Genomic DNA, 24994 nt, shown 5'->3' with positions numbered 1-24994 from the left:
ACGCTAGTTTGCAGCCATCCCTGTAGTCTGAACCTCGTTGAATCAAATGACGTAGACGAAAGTGGGAGTGAACGATGCGCAAAGTGACCGCCGCCGTTTTAGCTTCAGCCTCGGTGGTTTTAAGTTACTCCAGCGCATGGGCGGCAGATGTTACAACGGTCAGCGTAATGCAACAGCCAGGCGAAGCGATGTTTGGCAGCATAGCGCAAAATCTGCAAAGCCATATGTTCGATGGCATCAAGCTTTCGGAGCAGCAGCGTCAGCAGATGCGAGATCTGATGCAGCAAACGCAATATGCGCGTCCGCTCGTAAACGTTAATGACATTGAAAACCTGCATAATTTAATCATTGCAGATGAATTTAATGAAGCAGCCGTCAGGGCGCAGGCAGAAAAGTTAGCACAGGAACAGGTTATGCGGCAGGTCGAAATGTCCCGCATCCGCAACCAGATGTATCACCTGCTAACGCCGCAGCAGCAGGCTGTTTTACAAACACGGCATGAGCAACGTATGAACGAGTTGCGCAGGCTGACGAATCAGCAGCGGGTTCCCTTGCTGCATGAAGCGAGTAGTACCGGCAGTAACCAGTAACATAGTATCCCTGTTTTCCTTGCCATAGACACCATCCCTGTCTTCCCCCTCATGATGAGGGGGTTTTTTTTATCAGGTACTTAGAAAAAATCCCTTTTAAATCAAGCTACCGTGTAACCGCCAGAAGCGGCTACAACGGGTTATAGTGTTTGTCGGCGTAGTCAACGTGTAGTCAAATTGCCAACCCTCCACCAAGCGGGTTTAACGTTACCGCGTGCTTTAGGTAATCAGGGGCAAGATGAGCATAAACCATCGTTTGTTGTATGCTCGCATGACCCAGAATCTGCTGTAACGCGATAATGTTGCCGCCGTTCATCATGAACCAGCTCGCGAACGTGTGCCGAAGCACATGCGTAGCCTGCCCGCGTGGCAAGTCTGGTTTAACCTGCCTGAGCTGTTCGCAGAAGTTTTCATAATCAACTTTGAACAATGGCCCGGTGTCACTGGTCTTGATCTCTTCCTCCAGCTCTGCCGATATTGGAACCGTTCGCTTTTTCCCATTTTTGGTTTTAAGGAACGTCACGCGCCCATGGTTAACCTGCTCACCTCGCAGGGCACTGCCTTCGCCCCAACGTGCGCCAGTGCTAAGGCATACCAACGCTACGCGCCGATCGTCACCGGATAAGGTTTCCAGCAGTTTGCTGATCTCTGACTTCGTGAGATAGGTCATTGCTGGCGGTGTTTCTTTCAGTGGTTCCAGCCCCTTGCAGGGGTTTTCCTTCCTGAATTCTTCCAGTTTGATCAGTGCGCTGAACATGCCAGAAAGTCGGTATATATCACGATTTATCGTTGCCGCGCTGATCCCATCATCCAGGCGCTGGCTGCGGTGCTGCGCTATTGTGCGTTTGCTCAAACGGTTAACGGCTGGATCTCCCAGCGCCCTGATCGTTTTGTTCAGGTGCCGTTTCTCTATTTCGCCATTTTCCAGCGTCTGCCCGTACAGCAACCACCAAGCCTCTAATAACTCGCTTAAAGTGCGGCGATCTACGCTTGCCCCCAGCCATTCTTTTTTGTCGGCGTTTACCAATACATAACGCTCAAAAAGTACAGCTTCTTGTTTCTTATCGAACCGCCTGCGGATGCGTTTTCCATTACGCCCACGCGGGTAAACGTCTACTTCGTATTGACCACCTTCGAGCTTCTTAATCGACATAGCGAAGCCCTCCAGTGCAATTGTCATTTTGCGCTGATTGTTCTAGCGCAAAGAAAAACCAGATTTTTAGCCAGCCTTCGGCCTTGATTGGCGTGATGTTGTTCTCCCTTGCCCATCAGGGGAGAGAGTCGGGGCTATTTGCCCGGCCTGTGGTGCGGTAGTTCCAGTCATTAGCCAAAGTGTGTATTTCTGAAATCGGGGGTGTTCAGTGATCTTGCTAAGAACATTCCAGCCGGGGTCTTGATACCCGGCCTCTATCTTTTTGAGGGTGCTTAATGGGATCCCTGAGATATCAGATAGCTGTGACTGATTCAGCCCTTCGGCGCTACGAATTAGCTTTAGTTTCTCTTCAAAGGTCATTGACATGGTTCCGTTTTCGAACTAGATTCACAACCAAGAAGTTCGTATGTGGAACTTCCTGAGCCAAATGAACAGCCGCCAGAAGCGGCTACAGCCAGCTAGAGGCGGCTGAACATTGAAGAGGATTATTACACATGAAAGACAAATACCCAGAGGGCTACATCGAATTGCGCCACCCGGTAGATGCAGTGCCTACCCCAAAATTTGCTGAAATGATTGGTAAAACCGCCAACGCAGTGGGTGACATGGTTCGTGATGGCAAGCTGCCAGTAGTTCAGAAGAAGAACCCAGAGGCATTGACAGGTCGTTCAGAGAACTGGATCTACATTCCAGAATTCAACCGCGCGATGCGCGACGCCTATTTCAACCGCCCGAAAGAGCAACGTGATGCCTGGCTGCTATGGATTGGTTTGTAAGGAGTCGATGATATGACGGGCCAGTTAATACAATTAAGTCGCCATAGTTATATTTATCGTGGCTTCACAATTCATAAATGCCCGCGCAATGCCATTACGATGAAAACGGCATATAGCGTTTTAAATAATGGGAACTATTTAGGGCGTGATTTTGCTTTAGCCGAAGCAATGAAAACCATTGATAAGTTAAAGAGCGGTGAAAGTTATGAAAGCTGAAATGATTATCGGCCTTTCTATTTTTGCTGTGCTGGTTTTGTATTTAATTCAATTCCTGATCCGGCAGCGAAGCGAAAAAGTAAAACAGCAGAGAGCTAAAGCGTTTGCTGAATTTAAAGCTCGCCGCGCAGAAGTAGAGCGCAAGGCCCGTAGACAACTGTAGCAGGTATACTATATGAACGATAACGCCCCATCACTTGCCAGCCTGTTAAAGCACGGTTGCCAGGTCACGCATTACCGCAATACACGCGGCTGGATTGAATGCCCGGACGGGCGTTTCTTTAAGCCGGAACCGAATAAGGTGCGTTTTATTAAAGGTATGAGTAAGCCTTTTGTTTATACGAAGAAGATAAACAAAGGTTTATTTAGTGCCTTAGTAGGGTTATTTAGAAAGCTGCTTTAGTAATTAAGTAACAGATAAAACTTTTTCTACCTGTCGTCACTTATTAAGTGATGGCGCATTCACTCACCCAAAAAAGGGGTTAATTATGTTTGGCATGTTCAAGAAAAAAACCGCTGCTGTAAAAGTTGAATTAAAGAAAGTTGAAAACCGCGATCTGATGGAGGCCATTGTCGGTGGCTGTCTGCTGGTTGCTGCTGCTGATGGTGAAATTGAAAAAGAGGAAACCGCAAAGCTCGATCAGCTGCTGCGCTCTAATCCCCGCCTGAGTCATTACGGCAACGAAATCACCTCGCTGATCACCCGCTTCACTGAACAGCTTGAGGCAGGTTTTCGCATTGGTCGCATGAATATCCTGCGTGAAATCGAAGATATCAAAAACGACCCGAAAGAGGCGGAGGAGGTCTTCGTCAACATGCTGACCATTGCCGAAGCTGACGGCGAGATCGAGCCGGAAGAGCAGAAGGTGCTGGAAGAGGTTGGGCGTCTTCTGGGTCTGCGCGTTGAGGATTACATCTGATGAGCCAGATGCTGAGCATGTTGCGGCCTGCGTTGGTTCTGCTGCTGGCTTTCATGGTGGTAGCTGTGGACTTCACCAGTTATCTGCTCTCAGCAGTTGGCGATCTGTTCTTCGTGGGGGCGCTCGTTGTTCTGGTATGGCCTGCGATTAAGCCAGCCAAAGAGCGGCAGGGCGACGAGTAAGAGAGGCACCGGGAAACCGGTGCTTATCCGGGGCGTTACTTCCGAGTAGCGCGCCTGATAAGCGGTAGTGATGGGGGATAGGATTATGAGTATCGGACAAGAAAAACCAGTATCCGGGCGTCAGATGTTCCTTGAGCAGCGCGCCCGCTTGCAGTCGAGCATTTCAGTTTCCCGCACCAATGACACGGCGAGCCGTTTCAACCGCCTGGGCGAGACTCAGAAAAAGGCGATCATCCTGCTGGCAAACGAAGCCGCCCAGCGGTTTAAAGATCTGCCGTCGCTGACTCACTCCCATCTCACCATGCCTTTCGAACAGTTCAGCTCTCAGGACAAAGTGAGCCTGATGTTGGGCATTAAACGCCTTGCCGAGCTGGCTGCGGCGTTGCCGTGGGAGTTCCCCGATCATGCTGCGCCGCGTCTTGAAATGCAGGCGTTACGCGAATCACCACCACCCGCGCCGGATGGCGCAGTCAATTAACCACTGAATGATTAACCAGTAGTCAGGCGCATCACCGCGCCGGGCTTCCTGCACCCAGGAGAAAGCAAGATGAAGCACGTAATGATTGATATTGAAGCCATGGATAACAAGCCGACTGCGGCGATTGCGTCTATTGCTGCGGCAATCTTTGACCCTATGTCAGGTGAAGTTTTCGCCTCAATGTACCGGCGCATTGCTATTGAAAGTAGTGAAGCATTCGGCGGAACGCTGGGCGCTGAAACAATTAAATGGTGGTTTAAGCAGTCGGGAGAAGTACGAGCGGAGGTAACGAAAGAAGGGGCTGACTCCCTCCCTGTAGCTCTCAGTGAATTAAATATGTTTATCCTGAGAAATTGTGATCAGGCGAGCGCGAAAGTTTGGGCGCGCGGTACTGATTACGATATGCCGATCATCTACAACGCCCTGCGCGGTGTAGATTTAAGCCCGGTCTGGAATTTCTGGAATGTCCGCGACGTTCGAACGGTTGAAGAGGTAGCTCTAACTGTCTGCGGATATTCTTCAAAACGCATTGTTGACTGTGCAAAGCACAATGCTGCCGCCGATGTGTTGAATCAGATCGCCCAGCTCTCAGACAATCTAAAAAGCCTCGCAGCAAAAGACGCTACGGGGGCGGCATTATGATCCGTTCCCTCCTCAAATGGCCAGGTGGCAAAAGCCGCGTGATGCCTGAATTACTCCCGCATTTACCAAAGGCTGGTTGCCTCGTTGAGCCTTTTGTTGGCGGCGCTTCCGTTTTCCTCAATACCGATTATCGCCGCTACATCCTTGCGGATATCAACCCAGATCTGATCCGCCTTTATCGTGAGGTCAAAAGCAATCCTGAGCTGGTGATTGATCTTGCGCGCCCGCTCTTTGCGACCGGCAATTCCAAAGAGGAATATTTACAGAATCGCCGCATTTTCAACGGTACAAAAGGTTTGCTTGATGTGGCCCGCGCGGCCCTGTTTCTCTACCTCAACCGCCACGGCTACAACGGCGTGGTGCGTTACAACCAGAGCGGCGGTTATAACGTGCCGTTTGGTCAGCACAAAAGCGCGCCTTACTTCCCGGAGGCGGAGATCCGCCAGTTTGCTGAGAAGGCCAACGACACCAAAGCTATTTTTCTGTGCAGCTCGTTTCAAAACACCCTCAAAGTGATGGTTGGAACGGATGAAGCCATCTACTGCGATCCGCCGTACCTGCCTGCCAGCGAAACCGCCAATTTCACCCAATACCACACCGAGCCATTCACCGAGAAGAACCACCGCCAGTTAGCGGCGGAGTTGCTGGAAGTGAACCGCAAATATGGCGCGCCGGTTGTCATTTCCAATAGCGACACCGAAACCACCCGCGAGATTTACCACCGCTTCCGCCTGCATGAAATCGATGTGCAACGCTCCGTTAGCACTGACGCCAGCAACCGCCAGAAGGCCAAAGAGGTGATCGGCACTTTGGGCATCGTTGAAGGATGCCCGGCAGGTGGTTGCGGGAACTGTGAGAGCTGCGGGCAGTGTGCTGAGGGGGCGTGATTGTGACGGCTTATTACAACGAGATCGATCCCTTCGCTGCGCAGTGGCTGCGCAACCTGATCGACGCGGGACATATTGCCCCCGGCGTCGTTGACACTCGTTCTATTGAGGAAGTAACCGCAAATGACCTTAAAGGATTCACACAATGCCACTTCTTTGCCGGTATCGGCGTCTGGTCTTACGCCTTGCGCCGGGCAGGATGGCCCGATGATCGACCAGTTTGGACAGGCTCATGCCCATGCCAGCCTTTCAGTGTCTGTGGATCAAAAAAAGGAAAAAGCGATAAACGCCACCTTTTCCCCGCATGGTTTCGTCTTATTTCGGAGTGCCAGCCTAACGCTATCTTTGGCGAACAGGTTGCGAGCAAAGACGGCCTTGATTGGCTCGACGATGTACAAGCTAAGCTGGAAAACGCGGCTTACGCCTTTGCAGGTTTCGATCTCTGCGCTGCGGGCTTCGGTGCCCCGCACATCAGACAGCGCCTCTTCTGGGTGGCCGACGCCGACAGCCAATTCATGGAAACACCCGTCGAATGCGGGGAGGAAGGGCGGATTGAATTTGCAAACGGCAGTTGTATTAGCCGGGTGGCCGACACCAACAGCGACGGACGGGAAGGGCGGTTATCTGGGTGGCAGGATTCGCAACGGGAAACTGTCAACGGATCGGTTGGATGTGACAGCACAATTAGCGGGCTGGCCTACACCGACAACGATAGGCAACAATCAGGTTGCAGGGATGGGGGGCGGCGGCAAACCACCCATCGAGGGGCACAACTCTGGGCGGTGCGGCACGGATGGCCTCACCAATGCGGTTGGTGGATTCTGGGCAGGTTCTGACTGGGTTTTCTGCCGGGATGGAAAGTGGAGGCCAGTTAAACCCGGACTTAAGCCGCTGGTTGATGGGGTTGCCGGAAGAGTGGGCCAGTTGCGCGCCTACGGTAATGCCATCGTTGCGCCGGTCGCGGAAGCGTTCATAGCTGCATATCTGGATAGTGCTCGATGACCACCGCAGCAAGTGGGCGCTGCTCACCTTCATATCCCCCTGCGTTTCCGGGTAGCGCGCCAGACGCCGCCCGGAAATCATCATGCTTTGTGATTCGGCGTGTACTGAATAAAAAAAAGGTTGGGCAGTCGTGGCTAATCGGCGTTGAGCTGGTCGGAAAAGCAGGCGCTGCACCAACTTATTTGGTGCGTTATTCAGAATGCGAAGCCAATGCAGTAAGGGCTGGGGATAAAGTCACTTTAGACTACCAAAGCGCGGTTGATTGCTGCGATTGGAGCAAGCCCCATCCCGCTATTTGTGTTGATAAAACTCCCGTTGTTGATCTAGTCGAGCTGGGTCAAGAACAGGAGTTTTTGGCGTGGGTGAAAGTCACCCTTGCGCCGCTACCTCGCTTTATTCGCCTGCGTCTGGCTTCCCGCATTGATAGCATTCACACCATGAAGGGCAGGCACATAGCCCGTTTGGCGCTGCGCGATATCATCCGCAGGGATCTGCCACCTATCAACATGGTGAATGAGCAATACGCTATTGCGATGACCGATGAGGCTAAATCTCAGGCTGATACAGCATTCAAAGGGTTAAACCCGCTTTACCACACGTTTAACACTCTGCATGGATTGGTTGAGCGCTTTAACCACCTGCCGGACTTCACGCCGGAAGATGTTGAGCTGCTGGCGCAGGATATCGCTATCTATATGCGGTCTGTGCTGAGTGAAGTTCACGAAACGGTAGAGACTCAGAGTGATAGGAAATATGCCGGATACCTTTACACCGAAGCGGCTATCCTCGCGCGGCTTTTCTTCCTGACGCCTCCGAGCTGGGCAAAGTATTGCCGGGGTGCGCTGTTTATTGATGAGGCAACTACTGGCATTAGCAAAATGCTGGATGATCGCTACTGGCACCGTAACCTGAAAAAGTACGCCGCGCGCTGGCGTGAGCACCTGCATATTGCCTTTGGTGATGTAAAGCGAGGTGCTGCGCCGTATTGCAGTAAGCACCACGTTGATGAGTGGGATGCCAGACGCAAGCGCAGCCGCGCGATCATGGCCCGTCTTGAGCTGGAAGACCAGGACACCAAAGAGCGTATTTCGCTTATTGAGCAGATCGATAAGAGCATATCTAACCCGGCATTGCGCCGCGTTGAACTTATGACCCGTATCGGCGGCTTTGAGAAAGTTGCCACCGAAAGCGGCTACGCGGGCCAATTTTTTACTCTGACAGCACCATCCAAATACCACGCATATACCGTATTCGGTCATCGTAATGCCAAATGGAATGGTGCCAGCCCAAGAACCACGCAGCGTTATCTTAATCGGGTATGGCAACAGATCCGCGCTGAGCTGGCCCGCCGTGAAATTCCGGTCTTTGGTTTGCGGGTGGCTGAGTCTCACCACGATGGTACGCCGCACTGGCACGGCCTGCTGTTCTCCCTGCCGGAACATTCCGCCGAACTGCTGGAAGTGATGGAAGACTATGCCACCCGCGAGGATGCGGAAGAGTTACAGGGTAAGCACGGCAATCAGCCTCGTTTTGATATGAAGCCGATCGATCAGGAAATCGGCAGCGCCACCGGTTACGTGGTGAAGTACATCAGTAAGAATATTGACGGCTACGCGCTCGACGGTGAAACCGACGACGAGAGCGGCAGGCCGCTGAAAGAAACATCAAAACACGCTACCGCCTGGGCATCGTGCTGGGGCATCCGTCAGTTTCAGTTTTTGGGCGGTGCGCCGGTATCTGTCTGGCGTGAGCTGCGCCGGTTCCGCAATCAGGAGCAGGCCGACAAGATAAACCCGCTGTTTGCTGAGCTGCACCGCGCAGCGGATGCTGGCGACTGGCAGCAATATACCCAATTGCAGGGCGGGGCGTTGGTTGCCCGGCGTAAGTTACCGCTTCGCATCTGGTATCAACAGAAAGACCAACCAAACGACCACGGCGAGTATCAGAACCTTATCAAAGGGCTGGTGATGCCCCACACCTTCCTGCCACCGATTGAAACCCGTCTGCATTCCTACCGCATCGTGCGTAAGAAACCGGAGATTCTGGACGACTCCGGGCAGGCCGTTGACTTTGATTTTGACCTTCGGGGCGCGTCCGCGCCCTCTAGGACTCGTGTCAATAACTGTACTGAGGTCAAAAAACGAACAAATTCACCGCCCGGATCACCGTCATTAATGACAGTGCCAGCTGAGCGGGAAGGGCCGGAACAGTTTGAGATCGGTAAGTTGACCCAGGAACAGCGAAAACAGGTACGTGAAAGCCTTCATAACCACAAACCGAGGCGGCAGAAATCGCCTGCTGATGAGTTTGAGGAGCTGGCGCGCAGCATTACCAGCGGCGACTGTTCCGAATATGACACCCAGCGGGCGGAAAGTTACCTCAAAGCAGCCCATGCGATCAGGCAGCAAGAGCAAGTTTTATCACCGGCAATTGCTGGTCTGGCTGGGCTGGTTCAGTCATGGGCGCAGGTTAAGAAGGTACAGATCAGTAAACCGCAGGCCATTCAACTGGCGCGCGGTAATGAAGTGACGGTACTCGATACCGTGTATCGCGCGCATCCGGTTACAGGTGAGTTGATTATCGCCGGTACCGATCAGCCGTGGCGTAAATCCATATCCAAACACAAGGTTGGTGAGCTGGTTGACCGATGGAAAGCAGCGGTTAAGTCAGAAGATAACGAGGGGTAAGAGAGGAAAAATGAAAACGATTCTGGATGTTATCGGCTTTTTGCTGGCGGTTTCGGCCTATGACTGGATGCGGACAAACGTACCAGCAAAGCGCCGGGCGGCATGGATTGCGGCAGCGGTGACTTTATTCGCCTGGATCTGTGTTCGGGCCGTTGGTGAGGCGCTATTTGAGGTGCTGATCCAATGGGTTTGGTGACAATCGTTATGACCTGCGCAACTTGTTGCGCGGGGAGTGGCGATTCTGCGGGCGCGGGCGGCAAAGAGTCCGCTAGCGCCACTAAGTGGCGCTCATTGGGTACCGCACTGTCAGATTTGGCAATGTTGGCCATACACATCGAGCACAGTCATTTTTAGCAGTGCAGCTGCAACGTGAGGTTTTACGGATGAGTTATTTAGGGAGTAAAGGCGGTAGCGGTGTTTATCAGAAAATCATTGCTGAAATGCCCCCGCATGATACCTACATTGAAACACACTTGGGCAGCGGTGCGGTGATGTATTTCAAGCCGCTTGCAGCCAGGACGATTGGAATTGATGTGGATGAAAATGCTTTCAAATTAACGCGGGATCGCTGGTCAAAGATGGGGAAAACGCCGCCTCGGTGGAATCTATATCACGGTGATGCGGTAGGCTTTCTGGAAAGAGAAGACTTTACTCAACATGGCCGCGTGCTGGTTTATTCCGATCCTCCCTATCTGCCTGAAACGCGCACCAGTCGCGCCCGCTACCGTCATGAATATACCGTTGCCGATCATGAGCGTCTTTTGGCCTGCCTTATGAGCCTACCGGAAAATGTCAGCGTTATCCTGTCTGGCTACCCGTCGCAGCTTTATGACGAAACGTTAGCGGGGTGGCGCAGCAAAGAATTTCAGGCCATGACGCGCGGCGGGGTGCGAACAGAAAAAATCTGGATGAATTACCCAGAGGGACGCGCGTATTCCCACGCGTTTGCCGGAAAAGATTACAACGACAGGCACCGGATAAAGCGCAAGGTTGAGCGCTGGCGCGCGAAATATGCAGCTCTTCCACCTGCTGAACGGCTGGCGATCATGGTGGCGCTTAACGAGGTCGATGCAGGGCAGTAAAAAAAAGCCGCCTGGCTGGCGGCTTCTTCAATGACGATGGTTATTTATTTTTCTTAAGCGGTTTAGCTTTCCACCGCTTCACCAGCCATTCGAACTCTTGATAGGTGGTCTCTGATTTGATGTGTTCCCTGATGGCTTTGATCAGGGGTTCGGCAATATCGTAGGTTTCTATCACGGTGGTGTATGACGTCCGCTTGATCATCTGCTCGTTATAAATACCTTCGCGGATACTTACGGCAACCCTTTCGTAAAAGTTCAGGATGTACTGAAACTTGCGGCGTTCGATCATTTCCTCTTCGGTGATCTTGTTGCCGTCGCATGGAAAGACGTAAGAGCGGAAAGATTTTCCTGAACGATGCACTTGCTTAAGGACATGTAGCGACTCTATGTACTGCGTATCCTGGCGGCTTTCGAAAAGAAAATTAGCGGTTTGCGTTTTCTTCGCGGTACGGACGTTGTAGACGATCGTCCAGATGGCAACGATAACGCCGAGTAGCACAATAGCGTTACTTATGATTTGCAGGGTGTTGGCGTCTAATGTCATGTTTTTCATCCATAAAAAAGGCGGGGTAAATTTCCCCGCCTCGTAGAGGTTAGTGCGGCTTAGAAGCCGTCAAACTCGTCAAATGCTCTTTTCATATTAACCCCCTTAGGTGTACCGAGGTGACTACGCTTTGTAGTCATGCGTAGCTGAAAATTACCTCAAAGGTAATCTGGAGTCAAATATATGGGCATTTTTTGGCTGCACAATAGTGCACAAATTTGCACAATTTTTTTGATGCTATTTATGCCCCTTCCGCCCTGTGGTGGTGCGGTCTGGCTCAGGATCGGCAAATGCACAAAAAACGAAGCAAATGTCGCGCGCAGGTGACGGGGGAACAGCCCACGCGACAGGGGGTAGGGAGGGGGGTGCCTTTAATTGCCATTATTCGGCCTTTTCCGCCTTCTCAGCGCGTTTTCTCGCTTCCGGGTTTGTGCGGGGTAAATTGCAGATTGCGCCTGTCAGAATGGCGCTCATGCGCTTTGAGTGAGGGGCGTTAAAGGTTGTGCTGAGTGGTGCTAAGGTGGTGGCCGGTCATACGAGGATTGAAAATTACTGAAGGAGAATCGCCGCAGGATGTGCGGCGGGTAGGTCGGGTTATTCGTCTTTGAGCAGAGCGTAAGGATTAAAGCGGATCACTTCTTGGCCGAGCCAGTCATTGACGCCTTTCATGGCTTCCATCACAGGCAACATTTCGTTGATGAAGAATACGCGCGCGGATTTCTCAACATCACCGAGTGAGCCGTTGCCTTCCGGCATTGCGCCCATCAGCTGCGGAGGGGTGCGGTGAGCATCGCGCAAATCGTTGCGCGTTGCTGATTTGATGTTAAGAAACTCATCCTTTGCCGATATCTGGCTGAACGGCAACAGTTGCACGCCGTCCTTGCCGCCACCCGGTGCGTGGATCAGCACGTTTTTGAAGGAGCCTTTCCCTCTGGCATGTGACAGCGTCTTTTGCACCACTTTTATGCTTTCCTGATCCACCTTCTCCGAACCGACATAGAGAATACATCCGGCGTGAGAGCCGTTGTCATAGTAGAGTTTGCGGAACTTATCGGCAGAATGTGACAGACTGGCGGACAACAGCGCGCCTATATATTCGGGCATACCGTAGATTTCCTGATGAATATCCGGGTTCATGATGTGGCAGACCTCGCCCGCCCTGAACTCGTATTCATCTTTCCACTGCCGGATAAACCAGTAGGTATCAAGGTCGCTCCCGCGTCGCGTGTTCAGGGCCGGAACATGCTGGAGTTTGAGCGGAGCGCCCAGGCGATTAGACCGACGCTCAAGATAGGCATTGCCGAAGACAAACCAGTCCAGCGCAAACGCAGAGAAGGCCTGCCGCGAGAGTAACGGATGAGGGATATAGCACCCGGTCAGCACATTGCGTTTGAAGTAAAGCGCCGACTGATGCAGCGGGGACTGTGCGAACGCACGGGTTAACCCCTTCCAGTCTATTGGCGTCTCGTAGTACCGGCCGTTATCGACGCAGCACATGCTGTCCAGCAGATCATAGCCGTCTGTTACTGAATATGGCCCGTCAAAAGTGAAGGCGCTGAGTGCCGGATCGCTTCTAAGTGCGTCGGAAATATCAGGCTGTCCGACACTGCCACTGCTGGCGGTGTGGTTGTTTTTGTATGTGCGCTTCTTCATCAGAACTCCATAGCAAACCCGCCGCTGCCACTCTCCTGGCCCAGCGGTTCGTTAATAATGGCGAGCATATTCGCCCAGGCTAAATCCCCGTGGCTGACGCCGCGCGAGCGGTCAGTGTCATAGGTGATGAATCCGCCAGGCGTCTTTACCTTGCGAACAGAGTTAAAGGCGTTGATCAGGGCGCGCTCGCTGCGATCATATTCCCAGCGACCGGCGCGGATCAGCTGTAGCATTTTCAGCACCAGGGCGCGCTTTGACGTCATTGACATGGTGTAGGGCATTGCCATCGGGAAGAACTTCTTCACTATCTGGTAAACGGCCTCACCGTTACCGCCCGTTACGTCGATACCGACATGCTGGACGTTGTATTTGAAGGTGAAATTTTCGATAACTTTCGCTTGCTCTTCAAATTCAAGACCGCGCACCTGTTCCGTTTCTACCGTGCGGAATTTACCGCCCGGCACCAGTGGTGGAACCACAACGCAAATCGCGCCGCTATCACCGTTGCCGCTGCTGCCGTTGGCGTCATAACCGATCCAGACCGGACGATTACCCATCGGCCTGGACGCAAAAGGCTTCCAGTCCGGCCATTCGTCATAACCATCTGCCCCGCACCCAATCAGGGCGTTAAGGTTGAAGGCGGACTCGCCATCGCGAACGAACTCGCACATGTACAGGTTGCGGAATTCATCCTCGCTGTTTTCATCCTGAATTTCTTCAAGGTCGGTATACTCCCAGCCGTGGTCTATCACATCCTTCAGGGTGACGATCTGACGCCAGGTTTTATCCGGGCACAGCAGTCCGCTGTTCAGCGTTTTCCAGCCCACATCAAACGCTTTGCGCTGTGCCTTCGGGCGTTTCTCATTCCAGCGATCGCCCGTCCAGAACGGGTAAGCCTCATGGGTCTCACCTGACGGCGTGGAAAAGTAAGTACGCGTCAGCCCCTTCAGCGTTGCCATCGCCCCTGCAACCTTTCGCAAGTTGGTGAAGTTGCTGACCCAAAAGAATTCGTCAAACTTCAGGTTGCCTGTATATGACTGCGCTGTCGCCGCAGACGTGCCGAGGAAATGCAGCTCTGCGCCGTTGCTCAGTACGATTTTGTCGCCGCCCTTAAGCTCAACGTCCACCTCTTCCGCCATCTTCTGAATGAATCCCCTGAACTGGTGCGCCTGACGGCGGGATGCAGACAGAAATATCTGGTTGCGCTGGTACGGGTATTTCACATCATCGCGCAGCGCATCAAGCAACGCCTCGCGGGCAAAGTACCAGGTTGCGCCAATCTGGCGGGACTTCAGTATCATGCGGTTTCGGTGGTGGCGTTGTTCATACCAGCCGCGTTGATGCCACGAAAGAGAATCAAGTATTTTCTCCCGCAGCGCGACGATCTGTTCTTCGGTGAAGTGGTTTTTCAGCTTGCGCTTGCGGGGCTTTTTGCCCGTGCCAGCCCCTGCCGGTTGTCCGTCAGATAGCTTTTTCAGTTGCCGGGTCAGCAGATCAATCTCCTTGAAGTCTCCCCCGGTCTTGTCTTTCTTGTCCGTAAGCTGGATGAGGCGTGCATCCATAGATTGGCTGACGCGCTGGACGGGCGGTGTTTCATCCCATTCATCGCGTTTCTTCCAGGCGTAAATTGTGTTCTGATTGATCCCCATCAGGCGCGCGATCTCCGCTGGCGGGTAGCCCTGCCAGTAAAGTTGTTTTGCCCTCTGACGTACAAAAGCGTCCTGTATCATCTGCCCTCCACCGTTTATGGAGTGAAGATTACCCCGCGCGCGATCCCGCTATCGCCCCCTTTATGGTCTGGCCTTCCTCAGACAACAAAACCTCGTTGAGACAGCAAGTTACGCTCTGCCATCATGGCCGTACAGAAACCACTCAACAGGATTATCGACATGGCTAGCGCAGCTAAACCAGCCCGTAAGAAATTCCGCGTTGCCGTCTCCGGTGCCACCGTTGACGGGCGCGAAATTCGCCCTGAGCACCTTCGTGATGCGGCAGCAAACTACAGCCCGGACGTGTACGGCGCACGCGTCAACGTGGAGCACTATCTTTCGCCTTTCCCCGGCAGCGATTTCGGCGCGATGGGGGATGTGACAGCACTGAGTGCGGAAGATATCAGCGAAGGCCCGCTCGCCGGACGCACCGCGCTTTACGCTGAGATTGAACCTTCCGAGCGCATGAAGAAGCTGACGGAAGAAGGTAAGAAAATTTACTCCAGCATTGAGCTGCACCCTCAGTTTGCGCTTAACGGCAAGGCGTATGTCATGGGGCTGGCGATGACCGATACCCCGGCTAGCCTCGGCACCGAACGCCTGAAGTTTGCCGCGCAGCAACGTCAGCAGGTTATGTCCTTCAACAATCAGCAGGGTGAAGCCCCGCTGTTCACCGATGCCATTGAGGCTGAAATTATCGAACTGGCAGAGCAGCGCAGCGATGAAGGTAAGCAGTGGTTCGGGCGCGTCATGGGGATTATCGGCAAAGGCCGCAAATCTGACGGTGAACAGTTCAGCCAGGTGCGTGATGCCGTGGAGAACGTCGCTCAGTCCCATGCCGATCTGCTGGACAGCTTCAACGACCTGAGCCGCGCCCGCGAGCAGGACAGCCAGGCCATCCAGAAGCTGACTTCCGATCTTGCCGCGCTGACCAGCAAGCTGGGAAGCACTGACGCCAATTTCAGCCAGCGGGAACCCGCCAGCGGTGGCGCTAACGCGCAACTGGCTGATTACTGATATTCACAAAGAGAGCAGAGAACATGGATAACAATACCCGCCAGCTGTTTGATCAGTACATCGCCCGGCAGGCCCAGCTCAACGGCGTATCAACCGCCGCTGTCGCTGCAAAATTTGCCGTAGATCCGACGCGTCAGCAGCGTCTTGAACAGGCCGCACAGCAGGATGATTCTTTCCTGAGCAAAATTAATGTGTTTGGCGTAAACCAGCAGATCGGCCAGAAAGTTCTGATCGGCAGCAAAGGCCCGATGGCAGGTGTAAACAACAGTGTTACCAATCGTCGCAACCCTGGCTCAAATCATTCAATGGAGCCGCTCGACTACATGTGCCGCAAGGTCAACTATGACTACGGCATCAGCTATGAACAGCTTGATGCGTGGGCGCACATGCCGGAGTTCCAGCCGCTGATCAGCAAGGCAATGGCCCGTCAGATGTCGCTCGATCGCATCATGATTGGTTTTAACGGCGTGAAGTACAGCGATCCGTCTGACCGCGCCGCTAACCCGCTGTTGCAGGACTGTGGCATTGGCTGGCTGGAAAAAATCCGTAAGGAAGCGCCGCACCGCGTTATTTCTAATGTGACGATCACCTCGCGCGATGAAGATAACAAGGTTGTCGCGAAAGGCACCTACGGCAACATTGGCGCTGCGGTGTACGACGCCAAAAACGCCCTGATGGATGAATGGCACAAGCGTAACCCGGATAACGTGGTGATTCTGGCGGGCGACCTGCTGACGACCAGCAATTTCTCGGCTATCAACGCGTTAAGCCAGACCAACCCGAATACCGAAATGCTGGCCGGTCAGTTGATTGTCGCGCAGGAGCGCGTAGGCAATATGCCGACCTTTATCGCGCCTTACTTCCCGGTAAATGGCGTGCTGATCACGCCGTTCAAAAACCTGTCGGTGTACTACCAGCGTGGCGGTCTGCGCCGGACGATTAAAGAAGAGCCGGAATATAACCGTGTCGCAACGTATCAGTCGTCAAACGATGACTTCGTCATTGAAGACTACGGCAATGTTGCGTTCATTGACGGCATTCAGTTCGCCCAGGCCGAACCGGCAGGCGAGTGACAGAAGCGGCGGGGCATTGCCCCGCCATGACGGGGAGAAGTGACGATGTTAACACCGGCACAACGACATTTTCAGAAGGTCATGGCAGAACGCCGGGGCCAAGCGGATGAAGAATCCGATATCCAGCGTACCGCGCATGAGCAAATTCTGCATCGCCTGCGTATGGACTTGTCCCGCCTCAGCGGCGTGCAGTCCGAAGAAACCAAAGCCGAAATGAAAAAATCCATGCTGCCTGAATATGAGGGATGGATTGAAGGCACGCTCGACGGTGACAACGGGCGGCAGGATGAAGTCATCACCAGGCTGATGGTCTGGGCGATTGACTGTCGTGACTATGCGCTTGCGTTGAGGCTGGGGCGCTATGTGGTGCGCCACGGACTGACGCTGCCGGATAACTTCAACCGCACGGCAGCAACATTCCTTACCGAAGAAGTGAGCAAACCACTGTTGACGCTCGCGGCCGCTGATGCCGACGCCGATTTATCGTCTGGTGTCGCCGTGCTTGACGAAGTGGCGGAAATTGTCGCCGACAGTGATATGCCGGATGTAGTGCGCGCCAAGTTGTGCAAGGCCCGTGCGCTTGCCCGCCGTGGTGCGACTGATATCACGACCAAAGCTGAAGCGCTGGCGCTGTTCCGTGAGGCGCTGACGCGAAACCCCAGCGCCGGGGTGAAAAAAGAGATCGCCACGCTTGCACGTGAGGTTAAGAAGTTGTCTGCGGATGGCGGCACGGGTGAAGGCGACGCGGCCAGCACCGACAAAACTGACGGTACTGCAGGGTTTGTTCCTGAAAAGACCAACACCGCCAGCGCAGCAGGTAAAGCGACGGCGCGTAAAACCACGACTAAGACGGCAACAGGCAAAGCGACAAAGTGCAAGCCTGCCAGCCAGAAAAAGAATTAACGACTTCGGCCCCGTCCGACAGGCGGCGCGGGTGGATATCTGCCCGTATACGGTCTTTTAACCACCCGCCCACCGCCTGATTTATGGGAGATAAGCGCATGAGCAGCCTTGTGGCAAATAAGCGCGTTTTGCCTGCCGACAGCGATACGCCCGACGTTGATGATGGTGATGCCACCGTCAGCGCCGGGGACTTCTGGCCGGTGATTAAACTGGCCGATCTCCGTCTGGCCGCGCGTATCACTGGCGGTATCACTACGTCCAGGCTGATGCACGTCACCACGGAAGCGGTAGCCCATGTCACCGCGCAGTTACTTGACTGGCGTGCCGGTCAGGTCAAAGCAGGTTTTCACACGCTGGAAGATGTGCCTTCAGTCCTGCCGTCAGGTGATACGGAAAAGCTGGTTATCAACGGTGAAAACGTGAAGGTGTACCGCTTCCGCCGCGCAGTCTATTCGATTGCCAGGGCGCTGGTACTTGAAGGCTATCGCGACGTTGATACCACGGCGAAAGGCGACAAAGATGCCGCTGCACTTGACCTGCAACGGGATGATCTCTGGCGGGATGCCCGCTGGAGTATCGCGGACATTCGCGACACCCCTCGCCTCTATGCGGAGCTTTGCTGATGAAAGTGAAGGCATTGCAGGGGGATACGGTAGATTTGCTTTGCTGGCGTCACTACGGCACCACGCAGGGCGTGACCGAAAAAGTGTTATCTGCCAATCCCGGACTGAGCCAGCAGGTTTTTCTTGATGCCGGTCAGGAGATTGAACTGCCAGAAATCGCGCGTAAAGCGACACAGGAGATGGTGCAGCTATGGGGTTAAGTTTCTTTCAGCGCCTGAATGACTGGCTGACATTCACTATGTCAGCAATGGTCACCAGTATCGGCGTAATGACGCTGAGCGAAAAGATTGCGCTGGCCGGTCTTCTCGTCGGGATGGTTTTTGGTGCCCGTGGATGGCTCTATCGCGCCCGCATCGAACGGGGACAAAAGCGTCGCAACGAACTGATTAACCAGATTCTGGAACAGGCAGAACACAGGCAAATGAGTGAGTCAGAGCGCCGGGCGCTTGACCTTTTGCAACAGAATGAGCCGGAAGATGAAACAGCTTATTAAAAAATGCTCCATTGCGGCCATTGTTGCGCTGGGTATTACGCTGAGTCCGGGCGCGTTGCGCACCACGCCGGAAGGCCAACAAAAGATTGCTGGCTGGGAAGACTGCCGGAACACGCCCTACTACTGTACGGCTGGCGTGCTGACGGTCGGGATTGGTTCGACGGGCCGCGTTGAAAAGCGGGAGTACAGCGACAGCGAGATCGCCGGTCGCTGGATTAACGATATGCGGCACGCTGAAAACTGTATCAACCAGAATTTTGAAGGCGGGTATATGCCACAGTCCGCCTTTGAGGCCATGACCGATGCCGGTCTTAATGTAGGGTGTACTGGCCTGATGTGGTTCACGGACAGCCAGAAGAGAAAACAGCGCACGACCATCTGGAAGAAGGCGCAGGCACATGAGTGGCAGGCGATGTGTAACCGTCTGACGGATTTTGTAAACAGCGGCGGCAAGCGTAGCCAGGGGCTGGTTAACCGGAGAACGGATTTTAAGGCATGGTGCCTGCGTGACGTGGAGGCTGAAAAGTGAAGATTACAGCCATTTTATGTGCGCTACTAGCGCTGGCCTCTGGTGGCCTGCTCTGGCAGACACATCAGCGCGGTAAAGACTCCGTGCGCAATGAAGCACTTTCCCGCGAGGTGAAGAGTAATGGTGAGGTGCTGGATGAGCTGCGGGCGCTGACTGCTGACGCCCGCGAAGTCCTTGCACAGTTGCGGGCAACCGAACAGCAAAGAAACGCCCTGGGAGAACAGCGACGTGAATACATGCGCGATGCCATCAAAGACGATACGTGTGCCAGTACTGTTGTGCCTGCTTCTGTCAGTAACAGCCTGCAACACCGTACCGCCGCAGCCGCAAATGAAAATCGTGCACGAGCCGGTACCGGAAAGCCTGACGGCAGCAACGCCAGCGCCGGAACTGACCGCCCCGGTAACGTGGGGCGCAATAGCTATCTGGAGTGATCGCCTGCGCGATGCGCTGGATACCTGCAACGCCGATAAGGCGGCGATAGCCGATCTCGATCTGCGCCGCCTGAAAAGACTGACTGACCACGCGAGGGCCACACCATGACCTTATTCGACTACCTGAGCGCTCACCCTTACTGGACGCTTATTTATCTGCTGATCATTGCGGGCGCGATTGAACGTTTCGGGCGTTAAGAAGGTATCACCATGCTGAAAGCTGACTCACTGCGCGAGACCCTGACCCGCGCTAACAAATGGTGCAGGGCCAATCCTGAAGCCTTCTCCGTTTTTGTGGAAGAAGGGAATATCGAGACGACCGGCGAAACGCCGTCGTTTATGTACCGCTATACCCTGGTGCTGTTTGTAATGAACTTTGCCGGTGATATTGATGATTTCACGCTGCCGTTAATGGCATGGCTCTGGCACAACCAGCCTGATCTGCTGCTGAACCCGGAGAAGAACCGGAACGTTAAATTTACGACCCTTATCAACAACGACGATACCGCCGACATTCTTTTTGAAATGCCGCTGCACGAGCGCGTAAAGGTCACTCTGGACGCAAAAGGCATCCCCAGGGCGGAGCATTTACCGGAACCTAAACCGCGTATCCCGTCAGCGGACGGCGACTGGAGCACCATCTTTGAAGATGTGACGTGGGAGGCAGACGCGCATGAGTAACGATCTCTTCCGTGAGCTGGATCAGGTATTCAGCGACATACTGGCGGGCACCTCGCAGGCCGGACGTGTTCGCACCGCCCGCACTGTTGGTCAGGCACTGCGAAAGAGCCAGCAACAGCGCATTAAAGCCCAGCAAAACCCGGAAGGTTCGCCATATCCTGCCCGCCGTCGCCGGGTGCTGCGTTCTCAACAGGGCATTGTGTTTGTCTGGCAGGGGGAGATCCGCCGCCTCAAAAACTGGCACGGTGGCCGGGGAAAATACGGGCGCACCATTACTGGCTTTGACGAAGAGCGCAACGATATTCGCACGTTTTACCGCAGCGATATTGAGCGTTACATCGAGATCAATACGCGCTCAGTGCGCCGCAGCACTGCGAAGAAGGTGCCGATGTTTCAGCGGTTGCGCAGTTATCGCTTTCTCAAAATGCGCGCTGATGCAAGCGGCACATCCGTGGGTTATGAAGGCGTGGCGGCACGCATTGCGCGTGTGCACCAATACGGCCAGCGCGATCAGGTTGGGCCGGGTGCCTTTGCTAAATATCCTGTGCGTGAGTTGCTGGGCTTTACCGCTGGCGATGAGCAGATGATTACGGAACAGGTGATTAACAGCCTGGGGAGTGCCGCACGATGAGCGCTGAACTGATCCGCCTGCTGGAAAATATCCTCCGCGTCGGCGTCGTTATTGCCGTTGATGAAGAAAGCTGGCGCGTACGTGTGCAAAGCGGCGAGCTTCAGACAGACTGGCTGCGTTGGAACACCACGCGCGCCGGGGCATTCAGTATCTGGGTGCCGCCTTCCGTGGGTGAGCAGGTCTGGCTGGGCTGTATCGGTGGCAACCCTGAAACGGCGGTCATTATCGGCAGTCTCTACAGCAGTGACAACCCTGCGCCGGGCAGCAGCCTGAAAGAGATTGTGCTGACAGCGCCAGACGGAGCCTCTTTCCGCTATGACGCAGAAGCCAGCGCGCTGGAAGCGCAGGGCATGAAGACAGCACATATCAAAGCCTCTGCCAGCGTCACGCTTGAAACACCGATTGTAGAATGCACCGACCATCTGAAAGCGCGGACGTTCGAACTGTCGGAGGGCGGCACGATGAAGGGCAATATTACCCATTCTGGCGGATCGCTTTCGTCTAACGGGGTGACGGTTCATTCGCACGTGCATGGTGGTGTGCAGGGTGGCAGCAGCAACACCGGGGGGCCGAAATGACAGTCCGTTATACCGGCATGAACCCGGACGCCACGGGCCAGCTTACCGATACCGATCAGCTGTGGAATTCAGTACGCGACATACTGACCACGCCGCTGGCAAGCCGGGTGATGCGGCGTGATTACGGCAGCATGATCCCCGATCTGCTGGATGAACCGCAAAACGAAGTGACGCGCCTGCAATGTATGAGTGCGGCGGTGATCGCCCTGACGATGTGGGAGCCGCGTATTGCCCTGAACGGCATCAATATCAGTTATTCAAAGGATGGCGCTGTCAGCGCTGAACTGGTCGGCATTATTACCGAAACCATGCAGACGGCAGGCACTGCGCTGACGCTCAGGAGTGGCAGCAATGGCAACAGTTGATTTATCGCAGCTACCGCAGCCGCAAATTATCGAAGTTCTGGACTTTGAAGTCATTCTCAGCGAGGTCAAAGCCGTCATGCTGGCGGCATTCCCGCAGGAACAGCAGGCTTCTGTTGCCGCCGCGCTGGAGCTGGAATCCGAACCGCTGAACGTGATCGCCCAGGTAGTTGCTTACCGTGAAATGATGCTCAGGCAGCGGATTAATGACGGTGCGGCGGCGTGCATGTTGAGCCATGCCGTATCGTCCGATCTTGATAATCTCGCGGGCAACCTGAACACCGAACGCCTGATCATCACCCCAGAGACGGCAACTACTGACGCGGTAACGGAAAGTGATACCGCACTGCGTTTGCGGGCGCAGGCTGCGTTTGAAGGGCTAAGCGTGGCGGGGCCAACTGGCGCATATGAATATTTTGCCAAAAGTGCCAGCGGAAAAGTGGCGGACGCCAAAGCGATCAGTCCGTCGCCTGCCGTGGTGGTGGTCTCTGTGCTGTCCACCGAAGGCGACGGCACTGCCAGTGTGGAACTGCTGGCGACGGTGGATAAAGCGCTGTCTGCTGACGATAAGCGCCCAGTTGCCGATCGTCTGACCGTTCAGGCTGCGGAGATAGTGAATTATCAGATCAATGCGCTGCTGTATTTCTACCCCGGCCCTGAGTCTGAACCTATCCATAGCGCTGCGCAGGACGCGCTTCAGTCCTGGCTGAATCAACAGGGCAAGATTGGCCGTGATGTTGCCCGCTCAGCCATTATGGCGGCGCTGCATGTTCAGGGCGTGCAGAGGGTGGAACTGCTGGAGCCTGCCAGCGATATTGTGATCGCCGATACGCAGGCGGCGCGGTGTGAGTCCTTCACGATCGAGACCGGGGGCACAGATGAATAACAACATGCTGCCGCCTTCGGCCAGCGGTTTTATGCGCAGTACGGAGAAGGTGACGGAACGGCTTACCGATATTCCTGTTGATCTGCGCAAGCTGTGGAACCCGGACGAATGCCCCGCTGATCTTCTGCCTTATCTCGCCTGGGCGCTGTCTGTTGACCGCTGGGATAAGAATTGGTCAGAACAGACCAAAAGGCAGGTGATTAAAGCCTCCTGGCTGGTTCACCGTCAGAAGGGCACTATTTCTGCTTTGCGCCGCGTCGTTGAACCGTTCGGCTTTCTGCTGCGCGTGATCGAGTGGTGGCAGAGCGGTGAAGAGCCGGGAACATTCAAACTTGAAATCGGTATTCAGGAACAGGGGATTACGGAGGAAACCTATCTTGAGCTTGAGCGCCTTATTGACGACGCCAAGCCGAGAAGTCGCCACCTGACTGGCCTGTCCCTTTCGCTTCAGTCGCAGGGCTATATCCAGGCCGGGGCGGGATGTTATATCGGCGATACGCTGACCGTATATCCCTATTTTCCTGAAACCATATCCGTGGGCGGTGGCGACTACACCGGCGCGGCAGTCCATTTAATTGATACCGTGGAGATCGCAAGTGGCGACTAAATATTTTGCCCTGTTAACCAACATCGGGGCGGCAAAACTGGCAAACGCCACGGCATTGGGTGCGCAGGTTGAGATCACCCAGATGGCCGTGGGTGATGGCAATGGTGCGCTGCCGACACCGAACCCGGCACAGACCGCGCTGACGCATGAGCTGCGCCGCGCACAACTGAACATGCTGACTATTGACCCGGTAAACACCAACCAGATTATTGCTGAACAGGTCATACCGGAAGACGTAGGCGGGTGGTGGATCCGTGAGATCGGCCTGTTTGATAAAGACGGCGATATGATTGCGGTTGCCAACTGCGCAGAGACCTATAAACCGCAGTTGCAGGAAGGCAGCGGGCGCGTGCAGGTGATTCGCGTGATCCTGATTGTCAGCAGTACCGAAGCGGTAACGCTGAAAATAGATCCGTCCGTGGTACTGGCAACCCGTAAATATGTTGATGATGCTGTTATTGAAGTTAAGGCATACGTGGATAAGCAACTGGCTGCGCATGTTGCCGCGGCTGATCCTCATACGCAATATTTGCTTGAGTCGGATATTGATAAATATATCCCTGTCGGGTTCCCGCTTCCGTGGCCTGCGGCGACACCACCAACGGGATGGCTAAAATGCAACGGCTCAGTATTTGATAAAGCAAAATATCCCAAACTGGCGGCGGTTTATTCTTCCGGTGCTTTGCCTGATCTCCGTGGTGAGTTTTTGCGTGGCTGGGATGATGGGCGCGGGGTTGATGCTGGACGTGAAATGCTTTCAGCACAAGGCGATGCAATCAGGAACATTACAGGTGGTTTTGGGCAGCAACGTGTTAACAGCGAAATTAACGCAATTATTGATGTTCAAAGCGTGAGTGGAGCATTTTACGGAGATAAGGGTGTTAGAAATAATATCAGCACTGCGTTGAGCTGGGATAATTCCCGCATAATCAGGCAGGATGTTTTATTTTCGGCGGCTAACGTTGTTCCTACCGCATCAGAAAACCGACCACGAAACATCGCATTTAATTACATCGTGAGGGCCGCATAATGGCAAAAGCAAAGCTAAACAGTGAGTTAGTTGCCTCTGTGGCTGGTGATATCACCGTGTTTAACTTCGACAGTGAAACACGCGAATATCTTTCTGCATCTGTTGAGTATTTGGCTGTTGGTGTTGGCATTCCAGCCAACTCATGCACCGATGAGCCGGGCGAAAGTAAAGAAGGTTTTGCCATTTGCCGGACAGCAGATTTTACCGCGTGGGAATATGTCCCAGATCACCGTGGTGAAACGGTATACAGCACTGAAACAGGTGAGGCGGTGATTATTTCTGCGCCAGGTGATTACCCGGAGGGCACTACCACGCTGGCACCGTCTACGCCCTACGATACGTGGAACGGTAGCGAGTGGGTGACGGATACCGAAGCACAGCGCGCGGCGAACGTTGAAGCGGCAGAGCAACAGAAAGCTGCGTTACTTGCAGAGGCACAAACGACGATCAGCCTGTGGCAGACGGAATTACAGTTAGGCATTATCAGCGATGAAGACAAAGCCAGTCTGATAGCCTGGATGAAATACATCAAAGCTGTGCAGGCGGTGGATACTTCGAAAGCGCCGGATATCAGTTGGCCGGATAAGCCGGAATAAGTTTTCATTCCGGCAGGCACTGCCGACTCT

General features: G+C 54.1%; 36 protein-coding genes. 31 read left to right on the top strand and 5 right to left on the bottom strand.

What is annotated here, in order from left to right; translation table 11 throughout:
• Window positions 1-74 precede the first annotated feature (74 nt).
• The gene (gene cpxP, locus C7M51_RS16875) at window positions 75-590 is read left to right on the top strand and encodes a cell-envelope stress modulator CpxP (RefSeq protein WP_160622728.1); all 516 of its coding nucleotides are present in this window, start codon (window positions 75-77) and stop codon (window positions 588-590) included.
• A gap of 172 nt (window positions 591-762) precedes the next feature.
• On the opposite strand, the gene C7M51_RS16870 is transcribed toward cpxP, so the two are convergent.
• A complete protein-coding gene (locus C7M51_RS16870; protein ID WP_160622727.1) occupies window positions 763-1743 on the bottom strand; it encodes a phage integrase in 981 nt (326 codons plus the stop codon).
• A gap of 66 nt (window positions 1744-1809) precedes the next feature.
• Window positions 1810-2103, bottom strand: coding sequence for a helix-turn-helix domain-containing protein (locus C7M51_RS16865; protein ID WP_160622726.1), 294 nt, complete (start codon window positions 2101-2103; stop codon window positions 1810-1812).
• Between the two features lie 134 nt (window positions 2104-2237).
• Here C7M51_RS16865 and C7M51_RS16860 point away from each other — a divergent pair, with 134 nt between their 5' ends.
• The 13 genes from C7M51_RS16860 to C7M51_RS16805 all read left to right on the top strand — a co-directional run bounded on the left by C7M51_RS16860 (window position 2238) and on the right by C7M51_RS16805 (window position 10615).
• Window positions 2238-2519, top strand: coding sequence for a Cox family DNA-binding protein (locus C7M51_RS16860; protein ID WP_160622725.1), 282 nt, complete (start codon window positions 2238-2240; stop codon window positions 2517-2519).
• 12 nt (window positions 2520-2531) lie between these two features.
• Complete coding sequence (locus C7M51_RS16855; protein ID WP_001514707.1) at window positions 2532-2735, top strand: DUF4761 family protein; 204 nt, start codon at window positions 2532-2534, stop codon at window positions 2733-2735.
• A complete protein-coding gene (locus tag C7M51_RS22270) occupies window positions 2725-2898 on the top strand; it encodes a hypothetical protein (protein WP_165322214.1) in 174 nt (57 codons plus the stop codon). The genes C7M51_RS16855 and C7M51_RS22270 overlap by 11 nt, the downstream gene beginning before the upstream one ends.
• A gap of 12 nt (window positions 2899-2910) precedes the next feature.
• Window positions 2911-3138 (top strand): phage filamentation protein Fil family protein, encoded by a 228-nt coding sequence (locus C7M51_RS16850; protein WP_129345702.1) that lies wholly within the window; start codon window positions 2911-2913, stop codon window positions 3136-3138.
• 85 nt (window positions 3139-3223) lie between these two features.
• Window positions 3224-3655: a tellurite resistance TerB family protein gene (locus C7M51_RS16845; protein WP_160622724.1), complete on the top strand. Its 432-nt coding sequence runs from the start codon at window positions 3224-3226 to the stop codon at window positions 3653-3655.
• Window positions 3655-3837, top strand: coding sequence for a DUF3927 family protein (locus tag C7M51_RS16840; protein WP_160622723.1), 183 nt, complete (start codon window positions 3655-3657; stop codon window positions 3835-3837). The genes C7M51_RS16845 and C7M51_RS16840 overlap by 1 nt, the downstream gene beginning before the upstream one ends.
• 85 nt (window positions 3838-3922) lie before the next feature.
• Window positions 3923-4315, top strand: coding sequence for a hypothetical protein (locus C7M51_RS16835; RefSeq protein ID WP_063922348.1), 393 nt, complete (start codon window positions 3923-3925; stop codon window positions 4313-4315).
• Between the two features lie 69 nt (window positions 4316-4384).
• Complete coding sequence (locus C7M51_RS16830) at window positions 4385-4957, top strand: 3'-5' exonuclease (RefSeq protein ID WP_137273409.1); 573 nt, start codon at window positions 4385-4387, stop codon at window positions 4955-4957.
• The gene (locus C7M51_RS16825; protein WP_160622722.1) at window positions 4954-5844 is read left to right on the top strand and encodes a DNA adenine methylase; all 891 of its coding nucleotides are present in this window, start codon (window positions 4954-4956) and stop codon (window positions 5842-5844) included. The genes C7M51_RS16830 and C7M51_RS16825 overlap by 4 nt, the downstream gene beginning before the upstream one ends.
• A 2-nt stretch (window positions 5845-5846) precedes the next feature.
• Window positions 5847-6680, top strand: a complete 834-nt coding sequence (locus C7M51_RS16820; RefSeq protein WP_425280978.1) for a DNA cytosine methyltransferase — start codon at window positions 5847-5849, stop codon at window positions 6678-6680.
• Between the two features lie 528 nt (window positions 6681-7208).
• The gene (locus C7M51_RS16815) at window positions 7209-9533 is read left to right on the top strand and encodes a replication endonuclease (RefSeq protein ID WP_244323747.1); all 2325 of its coding nucleotides are present in this window, start codon (window positions 7209-7211) and stop codon (window positions 9531-9533) included.
• 10 nt (window positions 9534-9543) lie between these two features.
• Entirely contained in the window at window positions 9544-9729 is a 186-nt protein-coding gene (locus C7M51_RS16810) for a hypothetical protein (RefSeq protein WP_078001919.1), read from the top strand.
• A 187-nt stretch (window positions 9730-9916) separates the two neighbouring features.
• A complete protein-coding gene (locus C7M51_RS16805) occupies window positions 9917-10615 on the top strand; it encodes a DNA adenine methylase (RefSeq protein WP_160622721.1) in 699 nt (232 codons plus the stop codon).
• 40 nt (window positions 10616-10655) lie between these two features.
• On the opposite strand, the gene C7M51_RS16800 is transcribed toward C7M51_RS16805, so the two are convergent.
• The 3 genes from C7M51_RS16800 to C7M51_RS16790 all read right to left on the bottom strand — a co-directional run bounded on the left by C7M51_RS16800 (window position 10656) and on the right by C7M51_RS16790 (window position 14542).
• On the bottom strand, window positions 10656-11159 hold the full coding sequence (locus C7M51_RS16800) for a DUF4760 domain-containing protein (RefSeq protein ID WP_063857869.1): 504 nt from the start codon (window positions 11157-11159) through the stop codon (window positions 10656-10658).
• Between the two features lie 594 nt (window positions 11160-11753).
• Window positions 11754-12812, bottom strand: coding sequence for a phage portal protein (locus C7M51_RS16795; protein WP_160622720.1), 1059 nt, complete (start codon window positions 12810-12812; stop codon window positions 11754-11756).
• Window positions 12812-14542: a terminase large subunit domain-containing protein gene (locus C7M51_RS16790; protein ID WP_097755674.1), complete on the bottom strand. Its 1731-nt coding sequence runs from the start codon at window positions 14540-14542 to the stop codon at window positions 12812-12814. Before C7M51_RS16790 ends, C7M51_RS16795 begins: the two co-directional genes overlap by 1 nt.
• A 159-nt stretch (window positions 14543-14701) precedes the next feature.
• Here C7M51_RS16790 and C7M51_RS16785 point away from each other — a divergent pair, with 159 nt between their 5' ends.
• The 17 genes from C7M51_RS16785 to C7M51_RS16705 all read left to right on the top strand — a co-directional run bounded on the left by C7M51_RS16785 (window position 14702) and on the right by C7M51_RS16705 (window position 24964).
• Window positions 14702-15538 (top strand): GPO family capsid scaffolding protein, encoded by an 837-nt coding sequence (locus C7M51_RS16785; RefSeq protein WP_058687129.1) that lies wholly within the window; start codon window positions 14702-14704, stop codon window positions 15536-15538.
• Between the two features lie 23 nt (window positions 15539-15561).
• Window positions 15562-16611 carry a phage major capsid protein, P2 family gene (locus tag C7M51_RS16780; protein WP_160622719.1) on the top strand — a complete coding sequence of 350 codons (1050 nt, stop codon included), beginning with the start codon at window positions 15562-15564 and terminating at the stop codon, window positions 16609-16611.
• 45 nt (window positions 16612-16656) lie between these two features.
• The gene (gpM, locus tag C7M51_RS16775; RefSeq protein ID WP_160622718.1) at window positions 16657-17514 is read left to right on the top strand and encodes a phage terminase small subunit; all 858 of its coding nucleotides are present in this window, start codon (window positions 16657-16659) and stop codon (window positions 17512-17514) included.
• A gap of 98 nt (window positions 17515-17612) precedes the next feature.
• Window positions 17613-18137: a head completion/stabilization protein gene (locus C7M51_RS16770; protein WP_160622717.1), complete on the top strand. Its 525-nt coding sequence runs from the start codon at window positions 17613-17615 to the stop codon at window positions 18135-18137.
• Window positions 18137-18337, top strand: a complete 201-nt coding sequence (locus C7M51_RS16765; RefSeq protein WP_047364058.1) for a tail protein X — start codon at window positions 18137-18139, stop codon at window positions 18335-18337. Before C7M51_RS16770 ends, C7M51_RS16765 begins: the two co-directional genes overlap by 1 nt.
• A complete protein-coding gene (locus C7M51_RS16760) occupies window positions 18328-18630 on the top strand; it encodes a hypothetical protein (RefSeq protein ID WP_045292875.1) in 303 nt (100 codons plus the stop codon). The genes C7M51_RS16765 and C7M51_RS16760 overlap by 10 nt, the downstream gene beginning before the upstream one ends.
• A complete protein-coding gene (locus C7M51_RS16755; RefSeq protein ID WP_045292877.1) occupies window positions 18614-19159 on the top strand; it encodes a lysozyme in 546 nt (181 codons plus the stop codon). Before C7M51_RS16760 ends, C7M51_RS16755 begins: the two co-directional genes overlap by 17 nt.
• The gene (locus C7M51_RS16750) at window positions 19156-19593 is read left to right on the top strand and encodes a DUF2570 domain-containing protein (protein ID WP_160622716.1); all 438 of its coding nucleotides are present in this window, start codon (window positions 19156-19158) and stop codon (window positions 19591-19593) included. The genes C7M51_RS16755 and C7M51_RS16750 overlap by 4 nt, the downstream gene beginning before the upstream one ends.
• Window positions 19490-19702 (top strand): Rz1-like lysis system protein LysC, encoded by a 213-nt coding sequence (lysC, locus tag C7M51_RS16745; protein ID WP_072189927.1) that lies wholly within the window; start codon window positions 19490-19492, stop codon window positions 19700-19702. Before C7M51_RS16750 ends, lysC begins: the two co-directional genes overlap by 104 nt.
• Window positions 19703-19803: 101 nt before the next feature.
• Window positions 19804-20274 (top strand): phage tail protein, encoded by a 471-nt coding sequence (locus C7M51_RS16740; protein ID WP_160622715.1) that lies wholly within the window; start codon window positions 19804-19806, stop codon window positions 20272-20274.
• Entirely contained in the window at window positions 20267-20905 is a 639-nt protein-coding gene (locus C7M51_RS16735) for a phage virion morphogenesis protein (protein ID WP_160622714.1), read from the top strand. The genes C7M51_RS16740 and C7M51_RS16735 overlap by 8 nt, the downstream gene beginning before the upstream one ends.
• A complete protein-coding gene (locus C7M51_RS16730) occupies window positions 20902-21483 on the top strand; it encodes a phage baseplate assembly protein V (protein ID WP_160622713.1) in 582 nt (193 codons plus the stop codon). The genes C7M51_RS16735 and C7M51_RS16730 overlap by 4 nt, the downstream gene beginning before the upstream one ends.
• On the top strand, window positions 21480-21848 hold the full coding sequence (locus tag C7M51_RS16725) for a GPW/gp25 family protein (RefSeq protein WP_160622712.1): 369 nt from the start codon (window positions 21480-21482) through the stop codon (window positions 21846-21848). Before C7M51_RS16730 ends, C7M51_RS16725 begins: the two co-directional genes overlap by 4 nt.
• On the top strand, window positions 21835-22731 hold the full coding sequence (locus C7M51_RS16720; protein WP_160622711.1) for a baseplate assembly protein: 897 nt from the start codon (window positions 21835-21837) through the stop codon (window positions 22729-22731). Before C7M51_RS16725 ends, C7M51_RS16720 begins: the two co-directional genes overlap by 14 nt.
• A complete protein-coding gene (locus tag C7M51_RS16715) occupies window positions 22724-23338 on the top strand; it encodes a phage tail protein I (protein ID WP_160622710.1) in 615 nt (204 codons plus the stop codon). The genes C7M51_RS16720 and C7M51_RS16715 overlap by 8 nt, the downstream gene beginning before the upstream one ends.
• Window positions 23328-24368 (top strand): phage tail protein, encoded by a 1041-nt coding sequence (locus tag C7M51_RS16710; RefSeq protein ID WP_160622709.1) that lies wholly within the window; start codon window positions 23328-23330, stop codon window positions 24366-24368. The genes C7M51_RS16715 and C7M51_RS16710 overlap by 11 nt, the downstream gene beginning before the upstream one ends.
• A complete protein-coding gene (locus C7M51_RS16705; protein ID WP_160622708.1) occupies window positions 24368-24964 on the top strand; it encodes a tail fiber assembly protein in 597 nt (198 codons plus the stop codon). The genes C7M51_RS16710 and C7M51_RS16705 overlap by 1 nt, the downstream gene beginning before the upstream one ends.
• The last annotated feature ends 30 nt before the right edge of the window (window positions 24965-24994 follow it).

Source organism: Mixta intestinalis (assembly GCF_009914055.1).
In the GTDB taxonomy this organism is placed as follows: domain Bacteria; phylum Pseudomonadota; class Gammaproteobacteria; order Enterobacterales; family Enterobacteriaceae; genus Mixta; species Mixta intestinalis.
Note: the sequence above shows the minus strand (reverse complement) of the source record. Positions and strands in the feature narration are given on the sequence as shown.